This window comes from Bordetella genomosp. 4 (assembly GCF_002261185.1).
GTDB lineage: Bacteria > Pseudomonadota > Gammaproteobacteria > Burkholderiales > Burkholderiaceae_B > Bordetella_A.
Genome location: NZ_NEVQ01000003.1, coordinates 1 through 23,529 on the forward strand (window position 1 = coordinate 1; position 23,529 = coordinate 23,529).

Consider the following 23,529-nt stretch of genomic DNA (forward strand, 5'->3'; position numbering starts at 1 on the left):
TTTGATCGCGCTTGAGCTGCTTACGCACCAATGGCTTACCGCGTTTGTCGGCACCGTGGATCTGAAAGACACTCTTTGCCAAATCGATCGCAACTGTCGTAATCTCCATAGCGGACGCTCCTTCCGTTCAAGTGGTTGTACGCACTCCCACTTTGGCACATTGATGCCGTTTCAGGTAGGGGCGTCCATCCCATTGATTTCGGCTGATGCTGCAGGCGAGTACCGCCTGCATCTTACGACCAATGCATTCGCTGTCGTCCGTCAGCAGCGCCGATCAATGTGCACGCCGAGCCAATACTTCATCACGCGGTCCTGCATCCACCACACGTCCCGCCTCCATCACCACAATCGTGTCAAAGCGGCTGAGCAGGCTGGGCCGATGCACAGAGGCCACGATACACGCCGTGGGAAATGCGGCATACATGCGATCGAATACTTGGCCTTCCGCTTGCGGGTCCAGCGCGCTGGTGGGCTCATCGAGCAGCAACAACGAACTGCCTTGCGCCGCCAATGCCCCGCGTGACAGAGCCAGGCGTTGCCGCTGCCCGCCCGACAGATTGCTGCCGCGTTCGTTGACCGGGCTGGCCAGGCCGTCGGGCATTCGTTGCAGGACTTCGTCGAACACACCGGTATGTACGGCGGACTGCAGGGCGGCTGACGTGGCGGGCTCGCCAAAGGTCAGGTTCTCTTGCACGCTGGCTTCGAACACCTCGGCTTCTTGCGGGATGAGCGTCGCCAATGTGCGCAGTTCGGCCCAGTCTACTGATTTGCCGTCGCGCAGCAGATCGCCTTGCTGCGGCGGATAGAGGCCGGCCAATGTGCGCAACAGTGTGCTCTTGCCGCCTCCGCTGGGACCTATCAACGCGATGCGTGATCCGCGGCGCAATACCAGATCGACGTCATGCAAGCCACCGCGTCCATCAGCGGAATAGCTCCAGGTGAGGCCGCGCAGCGCCAAAGTTTGCCAAGGCGCATCGGGCACGACGGCGGGCACGGTGGCCTGCGGATTGCCAGGCGCCTGCCAGATGGGCTCGGCGCTGGTGAAGTCGGTGTGGATTCTTGAAAAGCTCTGGAAGTTCGACGCAATGGCGCTGACGACCGAGGCGACCTGCTGGGCATATTGATAGATCATGAAGATCGTGCCTAACAGCACTGCCTGTCCCGGTTCGCGATGTTGCAGTACGTAATGGACGACCAGTATCCACGTCAGGCCCATGCCCATCAGATCCACCACGCACCACTTGACCTCGTTGACCCAGAGCGCCCGGCGCAGCGGGACCATCACGGTTGCCAGGCGACGGCCCAGAATCTTGCGCGAGGCAGCTTGCAGCCGCAGACCAATTACCGTCCCTGCATTGCTGACAAAGTCGAGCAGCGCCGCAACATAGCGACGTTCCTCATCGTTCTCGGAGCGCGCCAGCCGCATCAGGACGAGGTCGAAACGCAAGGTGATGAGCGCGATCACCAGGTAACCGCCAACGGCAATGCTGCCGCTAGCCTGAGACAGCAAGAACAACGCTACCAGGGGCCCGACGAAGTTCAAGGCGCTGTGCAAGTAGCCATACATGCCGCGCGCGAATGTCGACAAGGCACGGCTGGACTGCAGCACGCGGTGCTGCAAGTCGCCGGAGTGACGGCCATCGCGCCAGGTCAGCGGTGCGGCAGCGATACGCGCGTAGAGCTCATCGGCCAGTTGTTCGCGCGCCTGTATGCCCACCTGACCTTCCAGCACGCGACCGGGACCGTGAAATACCCAGTGCATCGCGTAGCAACTGACCAGGAACATGATCCACAGTCCGGCCGTCGGCATATCGTTCTGCTGCAGGGCATTGATGGCGTGGCCTGCCAGCCAGGGCAAAGTCAGCTTGATCAGCTGCGCGCCGGACAGCAGGGTGATGGCACCGATCAGGTGCCGGCGCTTGCCTTCGGCATAGCGCCACAGCGCGCCACACAGCTCGAGCGCTGCGCGGGTCATGCCGATAGAGGAAGATGAGGAGGATGAATCAAGTTTCATTATGCAGGGCAGGCAGGTCGGACTGGCTTGGCAGGATTAGGCAGAACATTCTTGTGGGGAAGTCTGTTGATTCAGCAACGTCGCTATTTTGACATTTACTATCTCTCATGCCTTTGGCTTGCGGTGTTTGCTCGCCAGATAGTGCTCGCCCCAGGATTTCATGGCTTCCAGTGTCGGAGCCAGCGTGAGGCCAAGCGCTGTCAGTGTGTATTCGACCCGTGGTGGGACCTCGGCAAACACTTTACGGCTGATGATGCCGTTTGCCTCCAGCTGTCGCAACTGCAACGTCAACGACCGCTGCGTCACCCCGCCGATCAGTTTTTTCAGTTTCCCGAAACGCTTGGTCCCGCTTAGCAGATAGTGAATGATTAATGGCTTCCATTTGCCGCCGGTGATGTCGACCGTGATCTCCACCGCGCGTCGGTATTGATCGAGCTTGCTAAGTGCCATAGGTGTTCCGCGAGTCCATGCATAGATTTCATTAGTGTAATTAATATACTTAGGATCGCGGACGCCCACCCGGCACCCGAATCGGGATCCATGATGGGCAAATTGTTCGTAGCCTGGTGAGTGGATGTAGGCGCGCGGCGAGTCGTTGCTGCCCGCTTATCGTTTAGATACTCCGCAATAGAGTTCCAGCGCCATATGAAGTCGCCTCCTGTAGCGGCTCGCAATGGCCGTTGCCAACAATCCCCCGATCAGCGATATGTGTTCCAGCCCCCAGTACATAGCTTGAGCTGCCTGTGGCGCTTCCGGCGCCTGAAGGCAATGGACGATCAGGCGGGTCAGCAGCAAGAGCGCCACTAACGCGGCGGCACCCAGCCAAAGCGCTTTGTCCAGGATGATCAGGACTGCGCCGCCGATCAAGATCGTAGCGGTGGAGATATTCAAAAGCCACGCCGGCTGCAGGCCACCTGATGGCATCTGACCTTGGCTGCCCGGTAGGCCAATGAGCTTGGCCAGGCCTGATGACAGGAACACGATCGCTACCAGGACCCGGGCAGTGATCCACAACCATCGGCTGTCCAATACGGAGCCGATCCGAGTGCGCATGCGAGTCAGCCTCATGCCTGCCCCATTAATAGCGGGTACAGCGAAAGCTCTTTGGCGCGTTGTTCCAGACGCTGGTAGTAGACCTGCACCGCTTCCAAGTGCGGACGATCGAATGGAGTCTGAAGCCAGCGCTGAACCGACAAACCCACGGCAATATCGGCCAGGCTGAAGTCCGGCCCGGCAACATAGGCGCCAGTCTCCGTTAGTCGGCCCTCCAAGACCAGCATGAATCGCGTCCACGATCGGAGCGAAATCTGAATCTGCGTTGAGTCACCATGATCGGGCGAGCGCCTGACCAGCGACATGAAGGCATAGCTCCACGCACGATTGAGGTCGGACGCCTGCCAGTCGAGCCACTGATCGACCCGAGCTCGGGCTGTAGCCTCAACGGGATAAAGTGCGCCGTCACCATAACGATTGGCCAGGTAGCGCAGGATGCTGTTGGATTCCCACAGCACGAAATCGCCGTCTATCAACACAGGCACCATTGCGTTCGGGTTCAGAGCCCTGAATGCATCGGTATCGATGTCGCGAAAGCCGCTGCCCCAGTCTTCCTGCTGGAACGGCAGGCCGAGTTCGGCGCATGCCCATAGAACCTTGCGAACGTTGATGGAAGATTGTTTTCCGAGAATAGTCAGCATACAGCGCAGCAACGGTGAAAACTGATTCACCCACGGCCATCAAGCCGTCCGTGATCAGGTAGGGAGTCGTTGCACGCCATCATAATTGCACATACCATTACATTCAAAAAATTGTCATGGATACACCGATAATGGCGACGGCGCGCTACAAGCAATTGGTTGACCGGTTTGCTGCCGATATTCGTTCAGGAAAATTGCCGCCCGGCACTCGATTGCCCACACACCGCCAGCTCGCGGCAAAAGAGAAGGTAGCGCTCGTTACCGCCACGCGTGTCTATGCAGAGCTCGAAACGATGGGCTTGGCGATCGGGGAAACCGGGCGCGGCACATTTGTGCGCGAGATCGCGCTTCCGTCGGGACTGGGCATGGATCAACAGGCGATAGCTGCGGACATGCTCGATCTGAACTTCAACTACCCGGCCTTGCCCGAGCAGACCGAGTTGCTGCGTACGGCATTGCGGCAGCTCTCCACCGCTGGCGACCTGGACGCATTCCTGCGTTGTCATCCTCATGGCGGCCGTCCGCATGAACGAGTAGTATTTGCCAACCACTTGGCGCAGTCCGGCCTGCCAGTGAAACCCGAGCAAGTGCTGGTGGTCAACGGCGCTCAGCATGGCTTGGCCGTGGTGACGATGGCGCTGTTGCAGCCTGGTGATGTAGTGGCCGTTGATGCGCTGACCTATCCTGGTTTCAAGGCATTGGCTGAACAGTGCAAATTGGATCTTCTGCCACTGCCTGCATCTGGCTCCGGTTGCGACTTGGATGCACTGGAGCGAGCATGCAAGAAACGGCCCGTACGTGCCGTCTACGCCATGCCGACGGTGCACAATCCTTTAGGGTGGGTGCAGGACATCGACGGCCGCAAGCGGTTGGTAGCCCTTGCCAGACGTCACGATCTGATGTTGATCGAGGATGCGCCTTATGCATTTCTTGAACGGCGTCCACCGCCGCCACTGGCCGCTCTGGCCCCCGAGCGATGTGTGCATGTCACGACGCTGTCCAAGAGCGTAGCAGCGGGGTTGCGCGTAGGTTTTGTGACGGCGCCCGCAGACTGGATCGCCAGGCTCGAACGCGCCATCCGTGCGACTGTCTGGAATACGCCCGCAGCCATGACAGCCTTGGCCTGCGCATGGTTGCTCGATGGGACGGTGGACCGGCTGGTCACAGAGAAACGGCGAGACGCAATTGCCAGGCAGGCCGTGGCGGCAAAGGCGCTCGCCGGCTTGAATCCCGTCAGCCATCCCGCTTCATACTTTGTCTGGTTGCCTTTGACCGAAGACGTGCGCGCCGAGTCGGTTGCCATGTCGCTCCTGCAACGCCGGATATCGGTATCAACCGCCGCACCATTTTCCGTAGGGTCGCGTATTCCTCATGCTTTGCGCATCGCTTTGGGATCTGTAGATCTCGCCACGTTAAAGCGCGCCCTCGACATCGTTAGAGAGGTCGTCGAGCGCGCCGAGTGACGAGTCAGCGTTCTATCGCGGATCCAGCTCGCGTTTGTGCTGGATGATTCTCGACACCAGACCATAGGCGACGGCGTCTCCAGCGGACATCCACAGGTCGCGCTCGATATCCATGCGCACCCGTTCGATAGGTTGGCCGGTTTCACGCGAGATGACCTGCGCGATACGTTCGCGCGCCTTGATGATCTCTTTTGCCTGTAGCGCCATGTCGCTGGCAGAACCACCCGCTCCGCCACTGGGCTGGTGAATGAGAAAGCGGGTTTGCGGCAGGCAATAGCGTCGCTCGCGGGGCGCTCCTAAAAAAAGATGAGTGGCCGCGCTGCCAACCCATCCCGTGCCGACCATGTTGACGGGCGCCGAAATAAAGCGCACCACATCATGGATCGCGTCACCCGATTCGAGATGCCCTCCCGGCGACGAGACGATAACGGTGATTGGCGCGTCCGAGTCGGCATCCAGCGCCAGCAACTTGCGCACCGTTTCGGAAGCAAGTGTGTCCGTAACGGTACCGAATATCAGGACCGTTCTGGACTGAAATGCCTTTTCCTCCAGGAAAGTGCTGTCGCGCAGTGACGAGGGCCCGGGTTGCGTGTCTATCTGTTGTGCAAACATATACTATCGTTCCTTGGTGTTGATTCATTTAGTAGACGAACGAACAGGTGTTTGCGTGACATATCCAGACGACTCTGCTTTTTCAATCGATGATGAAGCACTGCACCGCCGCCTTCTTGCGCTAGCTCGCCACTGGTTGTCCGTTGGCGACGAGGCCCAAGATCTGGTGCAGGACACATGGGAACGCGCCCTCGACGGCAGGCTGCCTTCCGACGCCGAGAGCCGCGAGGCCTGGATGGTGACTGTCCTGCGCAACCTTTGCATCGATGCCTGGCGCCGTCAGGAGCGGCTACGGATCATCAAGGATAGGCTTGTAGAGGATGGTTCACCGGCGTCTGGCGTCGACTTCCCCGAGCGATTGGTCGAACAGGCACAGCGTGTAGAGCAGGCTCTACGGCATCTTGTTCGCGTCTTGCCCGCAGGCGAAGTTGCGATGGTCCTTCTGTATGAGGTATTCGATTACAGTCACGTCGAACTCGGCGCACTGACGGGACACAACGCGGTCGCTTCACGCCAGCAACTGCACCGTATATTGCAGCGGGTACGCCGCTCCGACCCGAAGGACGACCCGGTAGACGACGATTCAAGCGATTTGCTCGTCCTATGTTATTGGGCGTTGGCGCAACGCGACCCTGCCGGATTGGTCGCTGTGTTGCGGACTTCACAGCCGCAGGCGATGGCGCTTTCGGTTCCGGCTGTCGGGTATGAGTTTGGCGACTCGGTCCAGTTGCCCCAGGCTACGCCGACCCGGATCATCGATCTGTTTACCTCGCAGTTCTGCATTGTCAGCGGTTTTCACTTTTACCTGCCCCAAATTGAGGCAATCGCTGAGCTCGCCTGATTGCAAGGCCTGCTTGCGCTAGGCGGCAACGAGCGCCATGATCAGGTCGTTGAGCTCGTTTCGAATATTTCGAGAATTTCGAACTTATGCTATCATGCGAGGCATGGCTACCAAGTTGACTCCTTCCCGTTCGAGCAAGCGGCGCGCTGCTGCGGCTGTTCGCCAAGTGGCTAGGGCGCGCGTAGAAACAGCTCGTCCTATGCCGGTGTTCGAATTGTCATTCGACGTGGAGCCTGTCGTATCCATCGTCCGGCGTCACGTCAAGCTCAGTAAAAAAGCCGACGCGGCCATCACGCATGAATTGGTCGAAATGCTGGGTCGCGCCACCGTGCAGTTGCGGACCGCGGATCACAAAGCCAAAGCTCAAGAAGACGATCCGGTACTCACTACGGAGCAAGCAGCACAGCTTGCCAATGTCAGCCGGCCATACATGGCCAAGCTAATTGACGCTGGTACAGTGGCATTGCACCAGAAGGTCGGTAATCAGCGCCGCGTGCTGCGCAGCGCCGTGATCCGCTGGCAGGAAAGCGAACGGACACGTCAGGCCAAGGCACTCAAGCGTCTGTCCAAGGACCTGGACGAGGAAATCTTCTCGTCGTGAGCGTTCCTGTTGTCGCCGATGCTGATACGCTGTTTGCAGCCACGACGCGCGGGCTATTGATCTACCTGGACTACCACGGGCTCATCAAGCTGCACTGGTCTCCGCTGATACTGGATGAAGTCAGTCGGGCGCTGGTGGACACGGGACGTAAGCCAACACTGAAAGATGCGAGGGCGCACGAGGCGCGCATGTGCAAGGCCTTGCCTAATGCGCTGGTGTCGACGGCCGACGTGCAAGCCCAGTTTGCGGCCGTAGCGTCTGCTGTTCGCTCTGGGAAGGACATCCACGTTGCGGCGTGTGCGTACTGCGTGATCGCTGGCGAGGTGTATGGCGGTACACCGGCGGTCGCGCTGGTGTCGCGCAATACTAAGGACTTCAGGAAAACCGCGCTCGCCAGACTTGGCATTGTGCTGCAGCTACCGGACGCTTTTCTCTACGGGTTAATTACGGCGCAGCCCGTGGAAGTCGCAGCAGCGTTTCGCCGGTTCCGCATGGATCTGGCTTCCAAACCCGAGCCGGAGGCTCTATTAGAACGCCTGGAGCGGGATGGACAGGTGAAAGCCGTGCAGCGGTTGCTCGACTTATATCGGGCACAGGAAATCGAACTTTAGGATTTCTTCCCATCGGTATGATCGGAAATGGGCGGGCAACGATTGTCAATCAGGTCATATCCCAATCCCATCTATTTGGCACCCGGGTATATGTAGTCGCTCCTATAGCAACAACCCGGGAGACGGCTTTGAAGAGACTACCATTCTTGATAGCGGGAGTGATGGCGATGGCGGCACAAGCGTATGCGCAGGACAAGCCCACGGTCCAGTTGATCGCCACAGGCGGCACGATCGCGATGAAAATCGATCCGGTCAAGAAAGCGCCGGTGCCCGCGATTTCCGGCGACGATTTGATGGCCACCGTGCCCGACGTCGCAAAGTACGCCAAAGTCGAAGTCAACAACCTATCCAACGTCCCGTCCGATTACATGGACCCGGTACGCTGGACAGCCTTGACCAAGGCCGTCGAAGAAACGCTGAAGCGCCCCGAGGTAGCGGGCGTGGTGGTGTCGCACGGTACGGACACGCTCGAAGAAACCGCATTCTGGCTGGATACGACAGTCAAGTCGGATAAGCCCGTGATCTTGATCGGCGCCCAGCGCAATGCTTCATCATCGGACTTCGACGGCCCGCGTAACCTGCTCAACGCGGTACGCATTGCGGTCGACGGACAAGCGAAAGGCAAGGGCGCCATGTTGGCCATGAATAACCAGATCAACGCGGCGCGTTATGTCACAAAGACGCACACGGCCAATGTGGAGACCTTTCAATCGGGCAGCTATGGCTTGATCGGCGAAGTCTATGCGGACAAGGTCGTCATTGACCGAGCGCCGTTGCGCCGCCAGCACATCCCGATTGTCGCCTCGCAAATGCCACGGGTGGATATCGTGGCCATGTATGGAGGCGCCGACGACCGTATGTTGCGCAGCGCGGTTGATCAGGGGGCCAAGGGTATCGTGGTACAGGCCCTGGGCATGGGCAACGTCAACATGCCTATGTTCGAAGGGATCAAGTACGCGCTGTCCAAAGGGGTGCCGGTGGTCATTTCGACCCGGGTACATAACGGCCGAGTCATGGCGAACTATGGTTTCGAGGGCGGCGGCAAGACGCTGGCCGATGCGGGCGCCATCATGGCGGGCGACCTGACGCCACAGAAATCACGCATTTTGCTGATGTTGCTGCTGCAGCAGGGCAAGACGGGCAAGGAAGATATCCAGGCCGCGTTTGATCTGTAGCGGGATCGGCCAGCGGGCGCCTTCTCGTAGCGCCTAATCGAAATCGATCAGGCGCTGCCACTGCCACTGGGGATCGTTCCTAACCCAGTCACGCCTGGGGTTGAGGCGCCTTACCAGGTTCATTCGGACGGACAGGACGCTTTGGTTCGTGCCGAAATGGATCGGGAGCGTCGCCCGGAACAGGCTGCTGACGTCCGGGGGCGTTCTTCCCTGGGAGATCGCCGGGGAACTGATCCCGGTTGCCCGACTCCGGACGGCCGGGCTGGCCGTTCTGATCTACGCTTTGCTGACTCATATGCATGGATATTTCCTTTTGATTGTAGGAAGCAGCATGACGCTGCATCCACATCCTAAATATCCAGCGGCAAGCTAGATAGATCGCGTCATACTGATTTTTCTAGTACTTTTGGCTCACCGATCCTGCTGGCATTCGACTACCAATCTCATAAAAGGGACGAGATGCAACAGTTGTCCACCGTCTTCACCACCGAACGCCGTCATCTTCTGGAAATCATCGATGGATTGGTGGAGGGCATTATCCTGCTGGACATGAACCGGCATATCGCCTGGGCCAATGACACCGCCTTGTCCATGCATGGCGTGGCCAATCTTTCCGATCTGGGCGGTACGGCTTCCGGTTATCGCAAGAACTATAAGCTGCGATATCGTAATCAGCGCAAATTGCTGGCCCGCCAATATCCCATGTACCGAGCGTTGGCCGGAGAGTCGTTTAACGATATCGTCGTGGAAGTCACCAGCGTGCGCGATTCGGATTTCTATCGAATCCATCAAGCCAGGAATCTCGTGCTCAGCGATGCACAAGGCAATCCCGAGGGCATTGTGCTGGTGCTGCTGGACGTCACCGAGCGCTACAGCGCCGAAGAACGCTTCGAGAAGACCTTCAACACCAACCCCGCTCCGGCAATCATCTGTTCGCTGGAGGACATGCGTTACGTCAAGGTCAATCAGGGCTTTCTGCAGATGACGGGTTACGAGCGTCAGAACGTCCTGGATCATCCCTTTGATGAGATCGACATACTCGGTAATTCGCCACAGCGAGAGAGCGCCGAAGAACGGCTGAAGGAGCGGCGGACCATCTCGCAAATGGAAACCTGCATACCGCTGCCGGACGGCACCGACAAACTGGTGGTCGTAGCCGGCCAGCCCATAGAGGTCGGCGATGCTGAATGCATGCTTTTTACGTTCAACGATCTGGAGCCGCGGCGCAAAGCGGAAAACGCACTGCGCTATAGCGAGGAGCGTTTTTCGAAAGCGTTCCGGTTAGCACCTGTGCCCATGGTGCTGAGCACGCCTGCAGGCGATGTATTGGAGGTCAATGACGCGTTCGTCGAGACGACAGGTTATACGTTAAACGCTCTGAGCGGGAATAAGGCATTAGCTGATCTGTGTGTGGAATCGGGCGTCTACGACGAGACGATGACCAAGCTAGAGGAGGGCGCAGGGGTTAGAAGCCGGGAGTTCAAACTAAGCACGCAAGACGGACAAGTACTGGACTGCCTGCTGTCAGCCGAACCTGTTGTTATCCAGGACCAACCCTGCATTCTGACCGTGATTCAGGACATCACTGAGCGCAAGCGCAGCGAGACCGAACTGATGGCTGCTATCGAAGCCGTCATGCAGGATACTTCCTGGTTCAGTCAGACGGTGATCGAGAAACTGGCCCAGATCCGCCAGCCTCAAGGTGCCCCCAAGGCCGATGCCCAACTGGCCGACCTCACGCCGCGTGAACGCGAAATACTTGGTCTGATGTGTCAGGGTCTGAGCGATCCCGATATTGCGCAGCACCTGAACGTGTCCCGTCATACGGTGCGCAATCATGTTGCGTCGCTGTATAGCAAGCTTCAGGTTCACCGGCGCAGTGCTGCAATTGTCTGGGCACGTGAACGCGGCATTGTGGGATATGAAAAGCCGCAGCGCGTCCGGCGAAAAGCCGGCCGGTAGTTTGATACTAGAAAAAATAGTATTTCCGTCGCTTTTTAGGTCTGATAGTGCTTTTTATAGTGCAGCCATCCGGAATCGCTTCGCAGAGGTGCTGCCGGGTACTTCTTCAATGCACGAATAGGGAGACCGTTATGGATAACGATCGCATCAAAGGCGCAGCCAAGGAAGTCAAAGGCAATATCAAGGAAGCTGTAGGCAAGGTGACTGGCAATCGCCAGACCGAGGCTGAAGGTAAGGTTGAAAAGACCGTCGGTAAAGTTCAGCGCAATGTCGGCGAAGCCAAGGACGAGGTTCGCGACGCACTCAAAGGAAAACAGTAATCAAGCGCGAAGCCGATGACGCGTTCAGGCAAATAATCTGGATTCGAAAAGGACACACCATGAGAAGCAAAACATTGGTCGTTGCGATGACACTGCTGCTAACGGGTTTGATGGCCGGTTGCAACACCATGCACGGAGCAGGCAAGGATATCGAGCGTGGTGGTGAAAAGATCCAGGAGCAGGCCCGATAAGGGGGCACTTGCAAGCTAGAGCTGCGACCCACTCATTGGGAGTGGGTCGTTTTTTAAATTCGTCCAGTAAAGAGCGGCAAGCGCGACTCGATACGGCGCAACAATTCGGCGGCCGCGGTCGACAGCGGCCGGCCCAATCGCACCATCAGCTGCATCTCGGCCTGATGCATTACGGGGTGATCGATGGGCACCAATACCAATGATCCATTGGCCACGTCATGTGTGACGCCGAGGTCGGCCATTAGCACGACGCCCGCGCCACTTAAGGCATAGTGCCGCAGCACGCCCAGCGAATTCGTCGTCAAGGCGGGCGATATATGAATCTTCTCGGTGAATTCCAGCATGTCGACCATGCGCCGCAGGCCGTAAGGCGCCGTCATCAGAGCCAAGGGATGCTGTAGCAGTTCCTTGATCGAGATCGCTCTGCGACGCCGTGCGAGCGGATGATCGGCACGTACCAACGCGCCCACGGGGATACGCTGCTTTGCGCGTACTCGTACTTCGGGATGTTGCGGTGGATTGAACGCAAGGCCGATGTGTACACGATCGCTGCGTACGGCTTCCACCACCTCGTCGACCGATGCAGTGTTGATACCTATGCGTATATCCGGAAACTCCTGACAATAGGGTGCCAACGCATGCGTCATCAACGCTTCTATCATGCCTTCACTGAGGCTGATCTCGATACGCCCGCGCCGCATGCCCCGCAGCGCTTGCAGCCGGTCTTCCAAGTGCTCGTGCTGGGCACGATAGCCTCTCAGGAATTCCTCCAGCATCTCGGCAGCTTCAGTAGGCGTCAATCCGCGTGCTCGGCGCTCGAACAGCGGCAGGCCGACCTCTTTCTCCAGTAATTGGATCTGTCTGCTGATCACGGACGGTGACATATCCAGCTTCTCTGCGGCGCCACGTATTGATCCGCAGACGATGACTTCGTGCATGTAGCGCAAACGCGCCTGATTCAATTCGTTCATTGGGCTCGCCTGCCGACGTCTAACGCCTGTTGTTTGCCGCCAGGTACCGCCGCAGCACGATCGTTGCCTAAAAGCGAACGATAAGTGATAACTAGTTCATTGTCTACAACACTAGCGTCTGCGAAGATCGCGCCTGGAACCTGCACGACTATTACCACAATACATAGGGAAAACTCGCATGAATCACGGCGCCTCTTTGCCAGCAACCCGCGACGCATATGCGTCTGCGGACCTATCTTCCATCTATCGCAAGATCAACTGGCGCCTGTTGCCGCTACTCGTTCTCTGCTACACCTTTGCCTATCTGGATCGCGTCAACATCGGCTTCGCCAAGCTGCAGATGCAGGCCGACGTCGGCATTTCCGATGCGGTATATGGACTGGGCGCGGGTATCTTCTTTCTGGGATACGTGTTGTTCGAGGTGCCCAGCAATCTGCTGCTGGTGCGCATCGGCGCGCGCAAAACGATCTGCCGCATCATGATTCTGTGGGGGCTGACCTCGGCCAGCATGCTGTTCGTGCAGGGCGAGTACAGCTTTTACGCGCTGCGCTTTCTGCTGGGCGTATTCGAGGCCGGCTTCGCACCTGGCATGATCTTCTTCCTGACCTATTGGTACTCTACCCGGCGCATGGCGGGCGTCATGGCAGTAGTGATGTGTGCCGGCCCGCTTGGTGGCATGCTGGGTGGACCGGTGTCCGCCTGGATCATGACGCGCTTTAGCGGTGCGCACGGCCTAGACGGCTGGCAATGGATGTTTCTGCTGGAGGGCCTGCCCTGCGTGCTGTTGGGTATCGTGGCTTTTATATGCCTGGCTGACAAGCCGGAAAAAGCCCGCTGGCTGTCGCCACAAGAACGTGAATTGCTGGCGGCCGACCTGCAGACGAGGCAGGCCGCACACGCGACGCATGCCTTCAAGGACGTGCTGAAAGATCCCGGCATCTATGCACTGGCCATCCCGTATTTCTGCCTCATCAGCGGCTTGTACGCGGTCAGTTTCTGGTTGCCGACTTTGTTGCAGCAGTCGGGCCTGCGCGACACCATGGAGATCGGCATCTGGTCGGCAATCCCGTACATCGCTGCCATTGCGGCCATGTTCGTCCTGTCGCGCCACTCGGACAGGACGAACGAGCGGCGTTGGCATGTGACTGCACCAGCCATTCTCGCTGGCGTCCTGCTCGTCGGCGCGCTGTCGGTACCCGATCATTTTCTATTGTCGATGACGATGCTGGCGTTAGCCACGGCCCTGATGTGGGCTGCGTACACCGTATTCTGGGCGATCCCATCGCAACACTTGAAAGGCCCGGCAGCGGCAGGCGGCATTGCGCTGATCAACAGCATAGGCCTGTTGGGCGGTTTCGCCAGCCCCTCATTGATAGGCTGGATCAAAACGTCGACACAGTCGCTGAACGCGGGTTTATACGTCATTGCCGCACTACTTGTCGTCGGCGTCCTGCCCATACTGTTTACCCGCCACGCGCGCACGCAAGGATGAACACTGCCATGAAAATTCTAGTCGCCGGTTTTCAACACGAGACCAACACCTTCGCGCCTACGCAGACCGACTATGTAAACTTCGAGCGCGGCGAAGGCTTTCCCGCCATGACGCGGGGCGCGGATTTGCTGGCTTTCGCCGATATCAACATACCGGCGGGAGGCTTCATCCGCGCCGCGCAAGCCGCCGGGCACCAGCTCGAACCGGTCATCTGGACCGCCGCCAGTCCCGCGGCACACGTCACGCGGCAAGCCTATGAACGTATTGCGGCCGAGATTATCGATGCCGCGGGCCATCGCGAGTACGATGCGATTTACCTGGACTTGCACGGCGCCATGGTCACCGTCGACGCCGATGACGGCGAGGGAGAACTGCTGTCGCGCCTGCGCGCCCGCGTTGGCAACCGCGTGCCGATCGTGGCCAGCCTGGACCTGCATGCCAACGTGACAACGGCAATGTTGCGTCACGCGAGTGGCATGACTGCCTTTCGCACCTATCCGCATGTGGACATGGCCGACACGGGCGCTCGCGCGTATCGGTTGCTCGAAGATCTATTGCAGCCGGACAGCACGTTGCACACGCGGTCGTTGCGCTTGCCATTCTTGATCCCGATCAATGGAATGTGCTCCATGCTGGAGCCTGCAAAATCCATCTACGCCACGCTGGCATCGCTGGAAGACCGGTTCGGCCTGGCATCTCTGTCATTCTCTCCAGGTTTCCCAGCGGCGGACTTTCCCGAATGCGGGCCAGTAGTGTGGGGACATGGTCGAGATCTCGAGGCGGTAGAGCAGGCCGTGCAAGCATTGTATGACGCCGTGCTGCAGGCCGAACCGCTATGGGCCGTTCCGTTTCTCGAGCCGTCGGAGGCCGTACGCCAAGCCCAGGTCTTGGCGCGGGATGCGGACCGGCCGGTAGTCATCGCCGACACGCAGGACAATCCGGGAGCAGGAGGCGACTCGAACACCACAGGCATGCTGCGTGCGCTGATCGAAGCCGATGCGCAAGGTGCTGCGCTGGGCCTGCTGTGGGATCCGCAAGCCGTACAGCAGGCAGTGCAGGCGGGAGTAGGCAACCGGGTCACCCTGTCTCTGGGTGGCAAGTCGCGCATACCTGGAGACGAGCCCGTGAATGCGGAGTTCGACGTCGAGTACATTGGCGACGGCAAATGCCGTTTCGACGGTCCCATGATGCACGGCGTCCAAGCCGACGTAGGGCCGGTCGCCTGCTTGCGCCTGGGCGGAATCCGCGTGGTGGTCAGTTCAGGCAAATCACAAATGCTGGACCGGAATCTATTCCGTACGGGTAATGTGCAACCGGAACAGATGAAAATTCTGGTGGTGAAAAGCTCGGTGCATTTCCGCGCCGATTTCCAGCCTATCGCTCAGGATATCTTGGTAGCGAAAGCGCCTGGCCCCATGAAGGCCGACAGTGCGGACTTGCCCTGGATGCGCTTGGCGCCAGGAATGCGCATGCGCCCGATGGGCGAGCCATTTGCGCCGCCATCTGCAAACGCTGTCCCAGACCGCGTCACAGGAACGGGGCTCCCATGAAGAACGTGGGGAAGCCTCAGTATTGAATAAGAACCAGCCACTCGTGAACGCTCCACAGGTGGTTGGTTCTGTTCCGCGACTGTGTGAAGGGAGGTCACAGTCCTTCACACTAGGGACGAGATCAGCCCAGCAGGCCGCCGCCCAGCAGGCCGTTCAGCAGATTGTTGACGAGGCCGAGAACAGTACCCAACAAGTTGTTGACGAGATCCATAATGACTCCGTAAATAATGGTCACAACGCGGAAATGCATTGTGATCCTTTGTCATTCTCAGCGAGTGATACAGTTGTTGTCAAGACCGTTCTTTTCAAGTATTCGCAGTGTGTTTTGAGCTGCGCTAAGGGCTCGCCTTTAATGGGGGAAGCGCATTTCTTTGGTCAAAAGCCGGAAATGACAAGACAGATCCTGGCTGACGTCCGGGGAACGCAGGGACTCAACGATCCGCTCAAGTGCGGCGACTCGCGCGGTGGCCCGAATCATTGATCGAGTACTATTAGCGCGTTGGTGGCCAATCTCTGGCCGTCCCCTGTCAGAGCTACCTGTTTCCATCTGTCTCAAGACTGCCGCATCGCATGCCCCACTCGACGACGAAGCCTTTGGGTAAAAGCAAGAGAAAACGTTATATATGGATCGCGGTGGCCGTGGCAGTGATGCTGTTGCTGGGCAAGATCTTGTTCTTCGGCGCGCCGCCCAAGCCCGATTACGCCACCGCCGAAGTCAAGGTGGCCGACATGGAAGACAGCGTGCTCGCTTCCGGCACCCTGGAAGCAGTGCGGCAAGTCAGCGTGGGTGCCCAGGTATCGGGCCAGCTCAAGTCGCTCAAGGTGCAACTGGGCGACGAAGTCCAACAGGGTCAGCTCGTCGCCGAGATCGACGACATGACTCAGCAGAACGATCTGCGCAACGCGCAGGCCGCGCTGGCTACTCGCAAGGCCGAACGCCAGGCCAAGCTCGCCACCCTGAAACAGGCTGAACTCGCCTACAAACGCCAGCGCCAGATGCTCGCCCGCGATGCCAGTTCCCGCGAAGATTTCGAGCAGGCCGAAGCCACTCTGAAAGTGACGCGCGCCGACATCGCGGCCCTGGACGCGCAAATCGCCCAGGCCGAGATCGAGGTTGACACGGCGCGGGTCAACCTTGGCTACACTCGTATCTCTTCGCCCATGGACGGCAAGGTGGTCGCCATCGTCACTAAGGAAGGCCAGACGGTGAACTCGATCCAGATCGCGCCTACCATCATCAAGGTGGCGCAGGTCGACACCATGACGGTGAAGGCGCAGATCTCGGAAGCCGACGTCACGCGCGTGCGGCCGGGCCAGAAGGTGTACTTCACGATCCTGGGCGAGCCGGACAAACGCCACTATGGCACGCTGCGGGCCATCGAACCGGCGCCCGACTCGATCCAGCGCGACGAAAGCACCAGTGCCCTCACCGGCGCGGCCTCGAGCGCCAGTGGCACCAGCGCGGCGGTGTACTACAACGGCTTGTTCGACGTACCCAATCCTGACGAGACGCTCCGTATCTCGATGACGGCGCAAGTCTTCATCGTGCTGGGCGAAGCGGAGCAGACACTGGTCATACCGTCATCGGCATTGGGCAAGCGCGGCGAGGACGGCCTCTATACCGTGCGGGTGATCGGTCCGGACGACAAACCAGTCGAACGCCAGATCAAAGTGGGCATGAACAACAATGTCAACGCCCAGGTACTGGAAGGCCTGGCGGCTGGCGACAAGGTAGTTTCGGCTGAGGCTGCCGCTCCTGCGACGCCGCTATGACGGAGCAGGCCATGCCGCCGCTCTCAGGCGAACATCCACTGATCAGCCTGCGCGATGTGTGGCGCGAATTCGCCGCCGGCGACCAGACCGTCGCCGTGCTACGCGAGGTAAATCTGCGGATCGAAGCCGGCGAAATGGTGGCCATTGTGGGCGCCTCGGGGTCGGGCAAGTCCACCCTGATGAACATCCTGGGCTGCCTGGACCAGCCCAGCCGCGGGGTATACCAGGTCGACGGCCGCGCCACCGATACCATGGACCCCGACGAATTGGCCGAGTTGCGTCGCGAGCACTTCGGCTTCATCTTCCAGCGATATCACCTGCTGTCCGATCTGACCGCGCAAGGCAACGTAGAAATGCCGGCCATCTATGCCGCCACGCCGCGCGCAGCACGGCACACGCGTGCCCAGGCTCTGCTGCGTCGCCTGGGGTTGGACCAACGCTTGGACTACCGGCCCGGGCAATTGTCGGGGGGCCAGCAACAACGTGTGAGCATCGCGCGCGCCTTGATGAACGGCGGCCGCATCATCCTGGCCGACGAACCTACGGGCGCGCTGGACTCCCATACGGGCCAGGAGGTGCTGCGCATTCTCGAAGAGTTGAACGCGGCGGGACATACCGTGGTGATCGTCACGCACGATATGAGCGTGGCCCGGCACGCGCGGCGCATCATTGAAATCAGCGACGGCCGCATCGTGGCCGACCGTCGTAATGCCGAGACGCTGCCGGCACCTGCCGTGGCGCCCAGCGACCCGGTCCGTGCCGAGCCGCCGAGTGAGCGCGCCCGCCCCTGGCAGGCGGAGCTGGAACGCATCAACGAGTCACTGCACATGGCGCTGCTGGCCATGAATGCGCACCGGCTGCGCACTTTCCTGACCATGCTGGGCATCGTGATCGGCATTGCCGCGGTGGTCACCGTGGTGGCGTTGGGCGAAGGCTCGCGACAGAAAATCCTGGCCGACATTAGCGAGATCGGCACCAACACGGTCGGTATTTATCCGGGCAAGGACTTCGGTGATGAAAAGGCCAGCACCATCCGCACCCTGGTGCCTGCCGACGCGGACGCCCTGGCACGCCAGACGTACGTCGACAGTGTCACGCCCGAGGCCGCGACGACGGCCTCGTTGCGCTACCGGAATGTATCGGTCAATGGCTCGATCCAGGGGGTGGGCGAGCAGTTCTTCCGCGTGCGCGGCCTGAAACTGGCCCAGGGGCAGTTTTTCGATGCCGAGGCGGTGACGCGCCGCGCTCAGGAAGTGGTGATTGACGAGAACACCCGCAAGGCGCTGTTCGGTAACCATACCGACCCGATCGGGCAGGTGATTTTCCTGGGCACGGTACCGGCGCGCGTCGTCGGCGTGACCGTCCGCAAGGAGAGCCTGTTCGGCGACAGCCAGACGCTCAGCGTCTGGATTCCCTATACCACGGCGCTCAGCCGCTTGTTAGGCCAGCAACACCTGCGCAGCATCACCGTACGGGTCAGCGACACCATGCCCACCAAGCTCGCCGAACAGGCCATCACGCGACTGATGATGCAGCGCCATGGCGCTAAGGATTTCTTCGTCTTCAATACCGACACCATCCGACAGACCATCGAGCGCACCACCACCACCATGACACTACTGGTGTCGGCGATTGCCGTCATCTCACTGGTGGTGGGCGGCATCGGCGTGATGAACATCATGCTGGTGTCGGTCACCGAGCGTACGCGCGAGATCGGTGTGCGCATGGCCGTGGGCGCGCGCCGCGGCGACATCATGCAACAGTTCCTGATCGAAGCCGTGCTGGTCTGCCTGATCGGCGGGATGCTGGGCATCCTGCTGTCGCTGGGCCTGGGCGTGCTGGTCGCGCAGCTGTCCGGCGGGAGCTTCCGCCTCATCTATTCCGGCGCCTCGATGGTGGCCGCCTTCGTGTGTTCCACGCTGATCGGCGTGGGCTTCGGTTACCTGCCGGCGCGCAACGCCGCCCGGCTCAACCCTGTCGAATCCCTGGCCAGAGAATGAGTCCCCTGTTTCCGAGCGTGCCCCGCCCCGTGCTTGCCTGCCTGTTAGCCGTGCCGTTGGCGCTCGGCGGCTGTGGCCTGATGCGCACGGACTACGAACGTCCGGCCGTGCAAAGCCCCGCTACCTGGACGTACGATACTGCGCGGGACGTGGCGGCCGCTGGCGGCGTCTGGTGGCGCAACTTCAACGATCCCACGCTCGAGCGCCTGATCGACCAGGCGCTCGAGCGGAACAACGACCTGGCCGCTGCCGCTCTGCGCGTGCAGCAGGCTCGACTGCAGGCGGGCTTGGCGCGTTCGGACCAATTCCCCACGCTAGACGGTGAGATCGACATCAGCCGCCAGCGCAACCTGCGCGGTGAACGCCAGATACTGCGCAGCAACCGCGCCAACCTGTCAGTGAGCTACGAGCTGGATCTGTGGGACCGCCTGCAGGCCCAGCGCGACGCCGCTGAATGGGAGGCCGCCGCCACCGAGCAGGACCGCGCCAGCGCCGCGCTGTCGCTAGTCGGCACCACAGCCACGCTCTATTGGCAAACGGCCTTCCTCAACCAGCGCCTGGCCAGCGCTGCCGACAGTATTGCCTATGCGCAGCGCACGCTGGAATTGGTGCAGTCGCAATATGACGCCGGAGGCGCCTCGGCGCTCGAAGTGGCAGAGGCGCGCCAGAACCTGGCCAGCCAGCAGGCGGCTCGTACAGAATTGGCGCAACAACGCGTGGAAGACCTCAACGCGATGGCCATCTTGTTCGACGGCCCGCCCGATCGCATCATGGCCGACCCGTTGCGCCTGCCGCCCACCACCCTGCCGCCGGTTCCCGCCGGTGTGCCGGCCGATCTACTGGCGCGGCGCCCCGACCTGCGCGCCGCCGAACTGCGTTTGCGCGAAGCGCTGGCACAGACGGATGCCACGCGCGCCAGCTTCTATCCGCCGCTGGTTCTTACCGGCTCACTGGGCAGTAGCAGTACGGTACTGAGCAACCTGTTGCAGAATCCAGTGGGCACGTTGGGCGCAGGGCTGACGCTGCCATTCCTGAACTGGAACCAGATGCGGCTCAATATCCGCGTGTCCGAAACCGAATACGAGTTGCGCGTGGTGGAATTCCGGCAAGCCCTGTACCAGGCGATGGCGGACGTCGAAAACGCTCTGTCCGGCCGCACCCAACTTGCCGCGCGGGCCGACCTGCTGCAGCAATCGCTTGCCGCAGCGCGCCAGGCGGAAGACCTGTACGAAGTGCGCTACCGCAGCGGGGCAGTGTCACTGCGTTTCTGGCTCGACGCGCAGGAAAAGCGCCGTACCGCCGAGATCGAACTGGACCAGAATACACTGGACCGGCTGCTTAACCAGGTGAATCTGTACCAGGCCCTGGGTGGCGATACGCGCTGAGCGATCCGTCGGCCACCAATTTCTATATCGTAGATACGGATTTATTGCTTTTCCGAACAATACCCAGAGGCTATTCCTGCCGATGGCAACGATACGTCAATTGCAAGAGTCTTGAGCGAAAACCCCGAAGGTTGGATTTCCGTCCAACTTCCTGCGTTAAGGAACCATCATGTCGACGTTGAACGATATTTGGCTGACGGTAGTGAGCGAGTTTTCCGATATCGCAGACATTAAAGAAGCGACGGTGATAGTGCTTCGGCTGGGCCTGGCCGTCATTCTGGGTGCGGCGATCGGCTATGAGCGCGAAATGAAAGGAAAGGACGCCGGTTTGCGAACCCATATGCTGGTGTCTCTAGGCGCAGCCATTTTCGTTCTGGTTCCTAGCGCCAGTGGAATGCAGATTGCCGATATGAGCCGGGTAATGCAGGGCGTGATCGCAGGGGTGGGTTTTCTCGGCGCAGGCGCCATCCTCAAGCAGGAAAATGATCGCGTCGTCAAAGGTTTGACAACGGCAGCCAGCATCTGGATTGTCGCCGCCATTGGCGTTGCCGCGGGCTATGGTCGGGAAGCCACCGCCGTTGCCAGCACCCTGATCGCCTTGTTTGTTTTGGCGGTCGTTAATCGGTTCGAGAAAAAGATCCCCAAGGATGGTGACGCCCCTGCGAAAAGAACCAATACATGACCAAAAAGTAAGGAAAAGCTCATTTGACGCATAGGGGTTGCTCAAACGGATAATTCGGGTCCGCAGTTTCGCGCACTAGAGCGGAGCTGAGTTCGATAAATTCCAAGGAGACAACTACATGCGTCGAGTCGACTACCGCGACTTGCTCGGGGGCGGATTGATCACGCTTGTCGGGGCTGCAGCGATGTACCACTCATTGACCTCATTCACCCTCGGCACGTCCGACCGGATGGGGCCTGGCTATTTTCCCGCCCTCGTCGGCGGCGTGCTGGCGTTGTGCGGGCTCGCAATACTGATCCCCGCATTGCTGCGTGCGGGGCCGGTGCCCACATTCGAATGGCGACCGCTGCTCTGGATCAGTCTGTCAACGCTCGCATTTGCGTTGCTGCTTGTTCCGTTCGGCCTGATTCCCGCGATCATCGGGCAGACTATTCTGGCCGGTATTTCCGATTGCAAACTGTCCTGGAAGGGGTCGCTGATTCTTGCCGTGGGCGTTGCTGTCGGCGCGACCCTGCTCTTCAAGATGGCCCTGGGCCTGATTGTGCCGGTCTTCGCCTGGCCCTGGTAGGAGAGAGCAAAAATGGAATTACTTGGCAACCTCGTGCTCGGTCTGTCAACCGCGCTCGCCTGGAACAACCTTCTTTGGTGTGTTATCGGCGTAGCACTGGGCACGCTGATCGGCGTAATACCGGGCGTCGGAACGCTGGCGACCATGTCGCTGCTGTTCCCGATTACCTACCACCTGGAGCCGACCGCCGCGCTGATCATGCTGTCCGGCATCTGGTATGGCAGTACCTACGGCGGGTCAACTGCCTCGATTCTGCTGAATCTTCCGGGGACACCGGCCAATGCCGTGACCTGTTTGGATGGGTTTCCGATGGCCAAACAAGGCCGGGGCGGCGTGGCGCTGCTCATGACGACCGTTGCCTCCTTTGTCGGGGCCAGCGTGGGTATCGTCTTGTTAACGCTGTTCTCCGAGCCGATTGCCAACATCGCGTTCAAGTTCGGCCCGGCCGAGTACTTTGCGATCATGGTGCTGGGCCTGGTGGCAGCTTCTGTCGTGTCGTCCGGTTCAGCAATCAAGGGCATCACCATGGTCGTAGGCGGTGTGCTGCTGGGTCTGGTCGGCACCGACGTCAATTCGGGTGTGTCGCGCTTCGACTTCGGCTTTCCCGAGTTGCAAGATGGGGTGGGCATCGTCGCACTGGCCATGGGGCTGTTTGGCATTACCGAGATCATCGCCAGCATTAATCATGTAAAGGCGGCTGACAGCAAAATGGACGTATCCATGAAGAGCATGCTGCCGACGCGTGACGAGGTCAAGCGCTCGTGGGGCGGGATGGCACGCGGATCGGGCATAGGGGCATGGTTGGGCGTGCTGCCCGGCGTAGGCCCCACTGTGGCAGCCTACATGGCCTACGCAGTCGAGAAACGGGTCTCAAAAAAGCCGGAGCGCTTCGGCAAGGGAACCATCGAGGGCATCATGGCACCGGAGACCGCCAACAGTGCGTCCGACATGGCCTCCTTCATCCCGACGCTGACGCTTGGCATCCCCGGCAGCGTGACGATGGCGTTGATCATCGGTGCGATGATGATCCATGGCATTCAGCCCGGCCCGCAAATGCTCACGGAGCAACCTGGCATGTTCTGGGGCCTGGTGATGAGCTTCTGGATCGGCAATATCGTTCTGGTGATTTTGAACGTGCCGATGATCGGTATGTGGATCCGTGTGCTGACGATTCCGTATCACATCCTCTATCCGGCGATCGTGATGTTCGTCTGCATTGGGGTCTATGGGGTCAACAATAATGTCTTCGACGTCTACCTTGTGCTGTTGTTCGGCATTGTCGGCTATGTGCTGCGGGTGCTCGACTTCGAGCCTGCACCGCTGTTGCTGGGCTATGTGCTGGGTCCGATGCTGGAAGAGAATTTCCGGCGTGCCATGCTGCTCTCGCGAGGTAGCTTCCAGACTTTCATCGATCGCCCGATCAGCATGTGGGTGCTGATACTGACGGTCGTCTTGCTGGTGTGGGGCGTGTGGAGCAGCCTGCGCCAGCGGTCGAGCGTGGCGCTCTCCGACGCAAGCCCGAAAGCAGCTTGACGCAAGTCGGCCGCTTGGGGGATTCGCCAGGTACGGAACAGCCCGTGGGACTGTTTTGTGCCTGGCAAAAGCGCGCGTGGAGGTATATGTC

At 59.8% G+C, this 23,529-nt stretch carries 22 protein-coding genes and 1 pseudogene; 16 read left to right on the forward strand and 7 right to left on the reverse strand.

All coding sequences use genetic code 11. The features are described 5' to 3' along the window. The 5 genes and pseudogenes from CAL20_RS25730 to CAL20_RS02415 form a co-directional block, all read right to left on the reverse strand. Positions 1 to 109 (reverse strand): annotated as a pseudogene (locus CAL20_RS25730) (IS110 family transposase); the annotation flags it as partial. Positions 110 to 274: 165 nt separating this feature from the next. Next, on the reverse strand, positions 275 to 2,014 hold the full coding sequence (locus tag CAL20_RS02400) for an ABC transporter ATP-binding protein (RefSeq protein ID WP_254924428.1): 1,740 nt from the start codon (positions 2,012 to 2,014) through the stop codon (positions 275 to 277). Between the two features lie 105 nt (positions 2,015 to 2,119). Continuing rightward, positions 2,120 to 2,464, reverse strand: a complete 345-nt coding sequence (locus tag CAL20_RS02405; RefSeq protein ID WP_094837103.1) for a winged helix-turn-helix transcriptional regulator — start codon at positions 2,462 to 2,464, stop codon at positions 2,120 to 2,122. A gap of 156 nt (positions 2,465 to 2,620) precedes the next feature. Continuing rightward, on the reverse strand, positions 2,621 to 3,067 hold the full coding sequence (locus tag CAL20_RS02410; RefSeq protein ID WP_094837294.1) for a DoxX family protein: 447 nt from the start codon (positions 3,065 to 3,067) through the stop codon (positions 2,621 to 2,623). A gap of 11 nt (positions 3,068 to 3,078) precedes the next feature. Next, positions 3,079 to 3,708 carry a glutathione S-transferase family protein gene (locus CAL20_RS02415; RefSeq protein WP_094837104.1) on the reverse strand — a complete coding sequence of 210 codons (630 nt, stop codon included), beginning with the start codon at positions 3,706 to 3,708 and terminating at the stop codon, positions 3,079 to 3,081. A gap of 131 nt (positions 3,709 to 3,839) precedes the next feature. Between CAL20_RS02415 and CAL20_RS02420 the strand changes: the two genes are divergently transcribed. After that, positions 3,840 to 5,171, forward strand: coding sequence for an aminotransferase-like domain-containing protein (locus CAL20_RS02420; protein ID WP_094837105.1), 1,332 nt, complete (start codon positions 3,840 to 3,842; stop codon positions 5,169 to 5,171). Between the two features lie 12 nt (positions 5,172 to 5,183). Here CAL20_RS02420 and CAL20_RS02425 read toward each other — a convergent pair whose 3' ends face one another. Next, the gene (locus CAL20_RS02425) at positions 5,184 to 5,783 is read right to left on the reverse strand and encodes an ATP-dependent Clp protease proteolytic subunit (RefSeq protein ID WP_094837106.1); all 600 of its coding nucleotides are present in this window, start codon (positions 5,781 to 5,783) and stop codon (positions 5,184 to 5,186) included. Between the two features lie 55 nt (positions 5,784 to 5,838). Between CAL20_RS02425 and CAL20_RS02430 the strand changes: the two genes are divergently transcribed. From CAL20_RS02430 to CAL20_RS02460, 7 genes are all read left to right on the forward strand, one after another. Beyond that, complete coding sequence (locus tag CAL20_RS02430; RefSeq protein WP_094837107.1) at positions 5,839 to 6,624, forward strand: RNA polymerase sigma factor; 786 nt, start codon at positions 5,839 to 5,841, stop codon at positions 6,622 to 6,624. Positions 6,625 to 6,727: 103 nt separating this feature from the next. Continuing rightward, positions 6,728 to 7,225: a helix-turn-helix domain-containing protein gene (locus CAL20_RS02435; protein ID WP_256981323.1), complete on the forward strand. Its 498-nt coding sequence runs from the start codon at positions 6,728 to 6,730 to the stop codon at positions 7,223 to 7,225. After that, positions 7,222 to 7,836: a PIN domain-containing protein gene (locus CAL20_RS02440; RefSeq protein WP_094837109.1), complete on the forward strand. Its 615-nt coding sequence runs from the start codon at positions 7,222 to 7,224 to the stop codon at positions 7,834 to 7,836. Before CAL20_RS02435 ends, CAL20_RS02440 begins: the two co-directional genes overlap by 4 nt. A gap of 167 nt (positions 7,837 to 8,003) precedes the next feature. Continuing rightward, on the forward strand, positions 8,004 to 9,011 hold the full coding sequence (locus CAL20_RS02445; RefSeq protein ID WP_094837295.1) for an asparaginase: 1,008 nt from the start codon (positions 8,004 to 8,006) through the stop codon (positions 9,009 to 9,011). Between the two features lie 459 nt (positions 9,012 to 9,470). Next, complete coding sequence (locus CAL20_RS02450; RefSeq protein WP_094837110.1) at positions 9,471 to 10,973, forward strand: PAS domain S-box protein; 1,503 nt, start codon at positions 9,471 to 9,473, stop codon at positions 10,971 to 10,973. A gap of 131 nt (positions 10,974 to 11,104) precedes the next feature. Next, entirely contained in the window at positions 11,105 to 11,293 is a 189-nt protein-coding gene (locus CAL20_RS02455) for a CsbD family protein (RefSeq protein ID WP_094823852.1), read from the forward strand. Positions 11,294 to 11,352: 59 nt separating this feature from the next. Continuing rightward, entirely contained in the window at positions 11,353 to 11,484 is a 132-nt protein-coding gene (locus CAL20_RS02460) for an entericidin A/B family lipoprotein (protein ID WP_094823851.1), read from the forward strand. Positions 11,485 to 11,537: 53 nt separating this feature from the next. Here the strand turns inward: CAL20_RS02460 and CAL20_RS02465 are convergent, their stop codons facing one another. Further along, the gene (locus tag CAL20_RS02465; RefSeq protein WP_094837111.1) at positions 11,538 to 12,455 is read right to left on the reverse strand and encodes a LysR family transcriptional regulator; all 918 of its coding nucleotides are present in this window, start codon (positions 12,453 to 12,455) and stop codon (positions 11,538 to 11,540) included. A 178-nt stretch (positions 12,456 to 12,633) separates the two neighbouring features. Between CAL20_RS02465 and CAL20_RS02470 the strand changes: the two genes are divergently transcribed. From CAL20_RS02470 to CAL20_RS02505, 8 genes are all read left to right on the forward strand, one after another. After that, complete coding sequence (locus CAL20_RS02470; RefSeq protein WP_094837112.1) at positions 12,634 to 13,947, forward strand: MFS transporter; 1,314 nt, start codon at positions 12,634 to 12,636, stop codon at positions 13,945 to 13,947. A gap of 8 nt (positions 13,948 to 13,955) precedes the next feature. Continuing rightward, the gene (locus CAL20_RS02475) at positions 13,956 to 15,497 is read left to right on the forward strand and encodes a M81 family metallopeptidase (RefSeq protein WP_094837113.1); all 1,542 of its coding nucleotides are present in this window, start codon (positions 13,956 to 13,958) and stop codon (positions 15,495 to 15,497) included. Between the two features lie 570 nt (positions 15,498 to 16,067). Beyond that, positions 16,068 to 17,270 carry a macrolide transporter subunit MacA gene (gene macA / locus CAL20_RS02480; protein ID WP_094837114.1) on the forward strand — a complete coding sequence of 401 codons (1,203 nt, stop codon included), beginning with the start codon at positions 16,068 to 16,070 and terminating at the stop codon, positions 17,268 to 17,270. Beyond that, positions 17,267 to 19,270, forward strand: coding sequence for a MacB family efflux pump subunit (locus CAL20_RS02485; RefSeq protein WP_256981324.1), 2,004 nt, complete (start codon positions 17,267 to 17,269; stop codon positions 19,268 to 19,270). The genes macA and CAL20_RS02485 overlap by 4 nt, the downstream gene beginning before the upstream one ends. After that, positions 19,267 to 20,655 (forward strand): efflux transporter outer membrane subunit, encoded by a 1,389-nt coding sequence (locus CAL20_RS02490; protein ID WP_094837115.1) that lies wholly within the window; start codon positions 19,267 to 19,269, stop codon positions 20,653 to 20,655. The genes CAL20_RS02485 and CAL20_RS02490 overlap by 4 nt, the downstream gene beginning before the upstream one ends. Positions 20,656 to 20,824: 169 nt before the next feature. Next, on the forward strand, positions 20,825 to 21,337 hold the full coding sequence (locus CAL20_RS02495) for an MgtC/SapB family protein (protein WP_094837116.1): 513 nt from the start codon (positions 20,825 to 20,827) through the stop codon (positions 21,335 to 21,337). Positions 21,338 to 21,455: 118 nt separating this feature from the next. Next, complete coding sequence (locus CAL20_RS02500; protein ID WP_094823846.1) at positions 21,456 to 21,905, forward strand: tripartite tricarboxylate transporter TctB family protein; 450 nt, start codon at positions 21,456 to 21,458, stop codon at positions 21,903 to 21,905. Between the two features lie 12 nt (positions 21,906 to 21,917). After that, the gene (locus CAL20_RS02505) at positions 21,918 to 23,438 is read left to right on the forward strand and encodes a tripartite tricarboxylate transporter permease (protein WP_094837117.1); all 1,521 of its coding nucleotides are present in this window, start codon (positions 21,918 to 21,920) and stop codon (positions 23,436 to 23,438) included. Positions 23,439 to 23,529: the final 91 nt, after the last annotated feature.

Coding starts and splice junctions, on each gene's coding strand:
- CAL20_RS02400 (WP_254924428.1), bottom strand. CDS start 2,014: ATGAAACTTGATTCATCCTCCTCATCTTCCTCTATCGGCATGACCCGC.
- CAL20_RS02405 (WP_094837103.1), bottom strand. CDS start 2,464: ATGGCACTTAGCAAGCTCGATCAATACCGACGCGCGGTGGAGATCACG.
- CAL20_RS02410 (WP_094837294.1), bottom strand. CDS start 3,067: ATGCGCACTCGGATCGGCTCCGTATTGGACAGCCGATGGTTGTGGATC.
- CAL20_RS02415 (WP_094837104.1), bottom strand. CDS start 3,708: ATGCTGACTATTCTCGGAAAACAATCTTCCATCAACGTTCGCAAGGTT.
- CAL20_RS02420 (WP_094837105.1), top strand. CDS start 3,840: ATGGCGACGGCGCGCTACAAGCAATTGGTTGACCGGTTTGCTGCCGAT.
- CAL20_RS02425 (WP_094837106.1), bottom strand. CDS start 5,783: ATGTTTGCACAACAGATAGACACGCAACCCGGGCCCTCGTCACTGCGC.
- CAL20_RS02435 (WP_256981323.1), top strand. CDS start 6,728: ATGGCTACCAAGTTGACTCCTTCCCGTTCGAGCAAGCGGCGCGCTGCT.
- CAL20_RS02445 (WP_094837295.1), top strand. CDS start 8,004: ATGGCGGCACAAGCGTATGCGCAGGACAAGCCCACGGTCCAGTTGATC.
- CAL20_RS02450 (WP_094837110.1), top strand. CDS start 9,471: ATGCAACAGTTGTCCACCGTCTTCACCACCGAACGCCGTCATCTTCTG.
- CAL20_RS02455 (WP_094823852.1), top strand. CDS start 11,105: ATGGATAACGATCGCATCAAAGGCGCAGCCAAGGAAGTCAAAGGCAAT.
- CAL20_RS02460 (WP_094823851.1), top strand. CDS start 11,353: ATGAGAAGCAAAACATTGGTCGTTGCGATGACACTGCTGCTAACGGGT.
- CAL20_RS02465 (WP_094837111.1), bottom strand. CDS start 12,455: ATGAACGAATTGAATCAGGCGCGTTTGCGCTACATGCACGAAGTCATC.
- CAL20_RS02470 (WP_094837112.1), top strand. CDS start 12,634: ATGAATCACGGCGCCTCTTTGCCAGCAACCCGCGACGCATATGCGTCT.
- CAL20_RS02475 (WP_094837113.1), top strand. CDS start 13,956: ATGAAAATTCTAGTCGCCGGTTTTCAACACGAGACCAACACCTTCGCG.
- macA (WP_094837114.1), top strand. CDS start 16,068: ATGCCCCACTCGACGACGAAGCCTTTGGGTAAAAGCAAGAGAAAACGT.
- CAL20_RS02485 (WP_256981324.1), top strand. CDS start 17,267: ATGACGGAGCAGGCCATGCCGCCGCTCTCAGGCGAACATCCACTGATC.
- CAL20_RS02490 (WP_094837115.1), top strand. CDS start 19,267: ATGAGTCCCCTGTTTCCGAGCGTGCCCCGCCCCGTGCTTGCCTGCCTG.
- CAL20_RS02495 (WP_094837116.1), top strand. CDS start 20,825: ATGTCGACGTTGAACGATATTTGGCTGACGGTAGTGAGCGAGTTTTCC.
- CAL20_RS02500 (WP_094823846.1), top strand. CDS start 21,456: ATGCGTCGAGTCGACTACCGCGACTTGCTCGGGGGCGGATTGATCACG.
- CAL20_RS02505 (WP_094837117.1), top strand. CDS start 21,918: ATGGAATTACTTGGCAACCTCGTGCTCGGTCTGTCAACCGCGCTCGCC.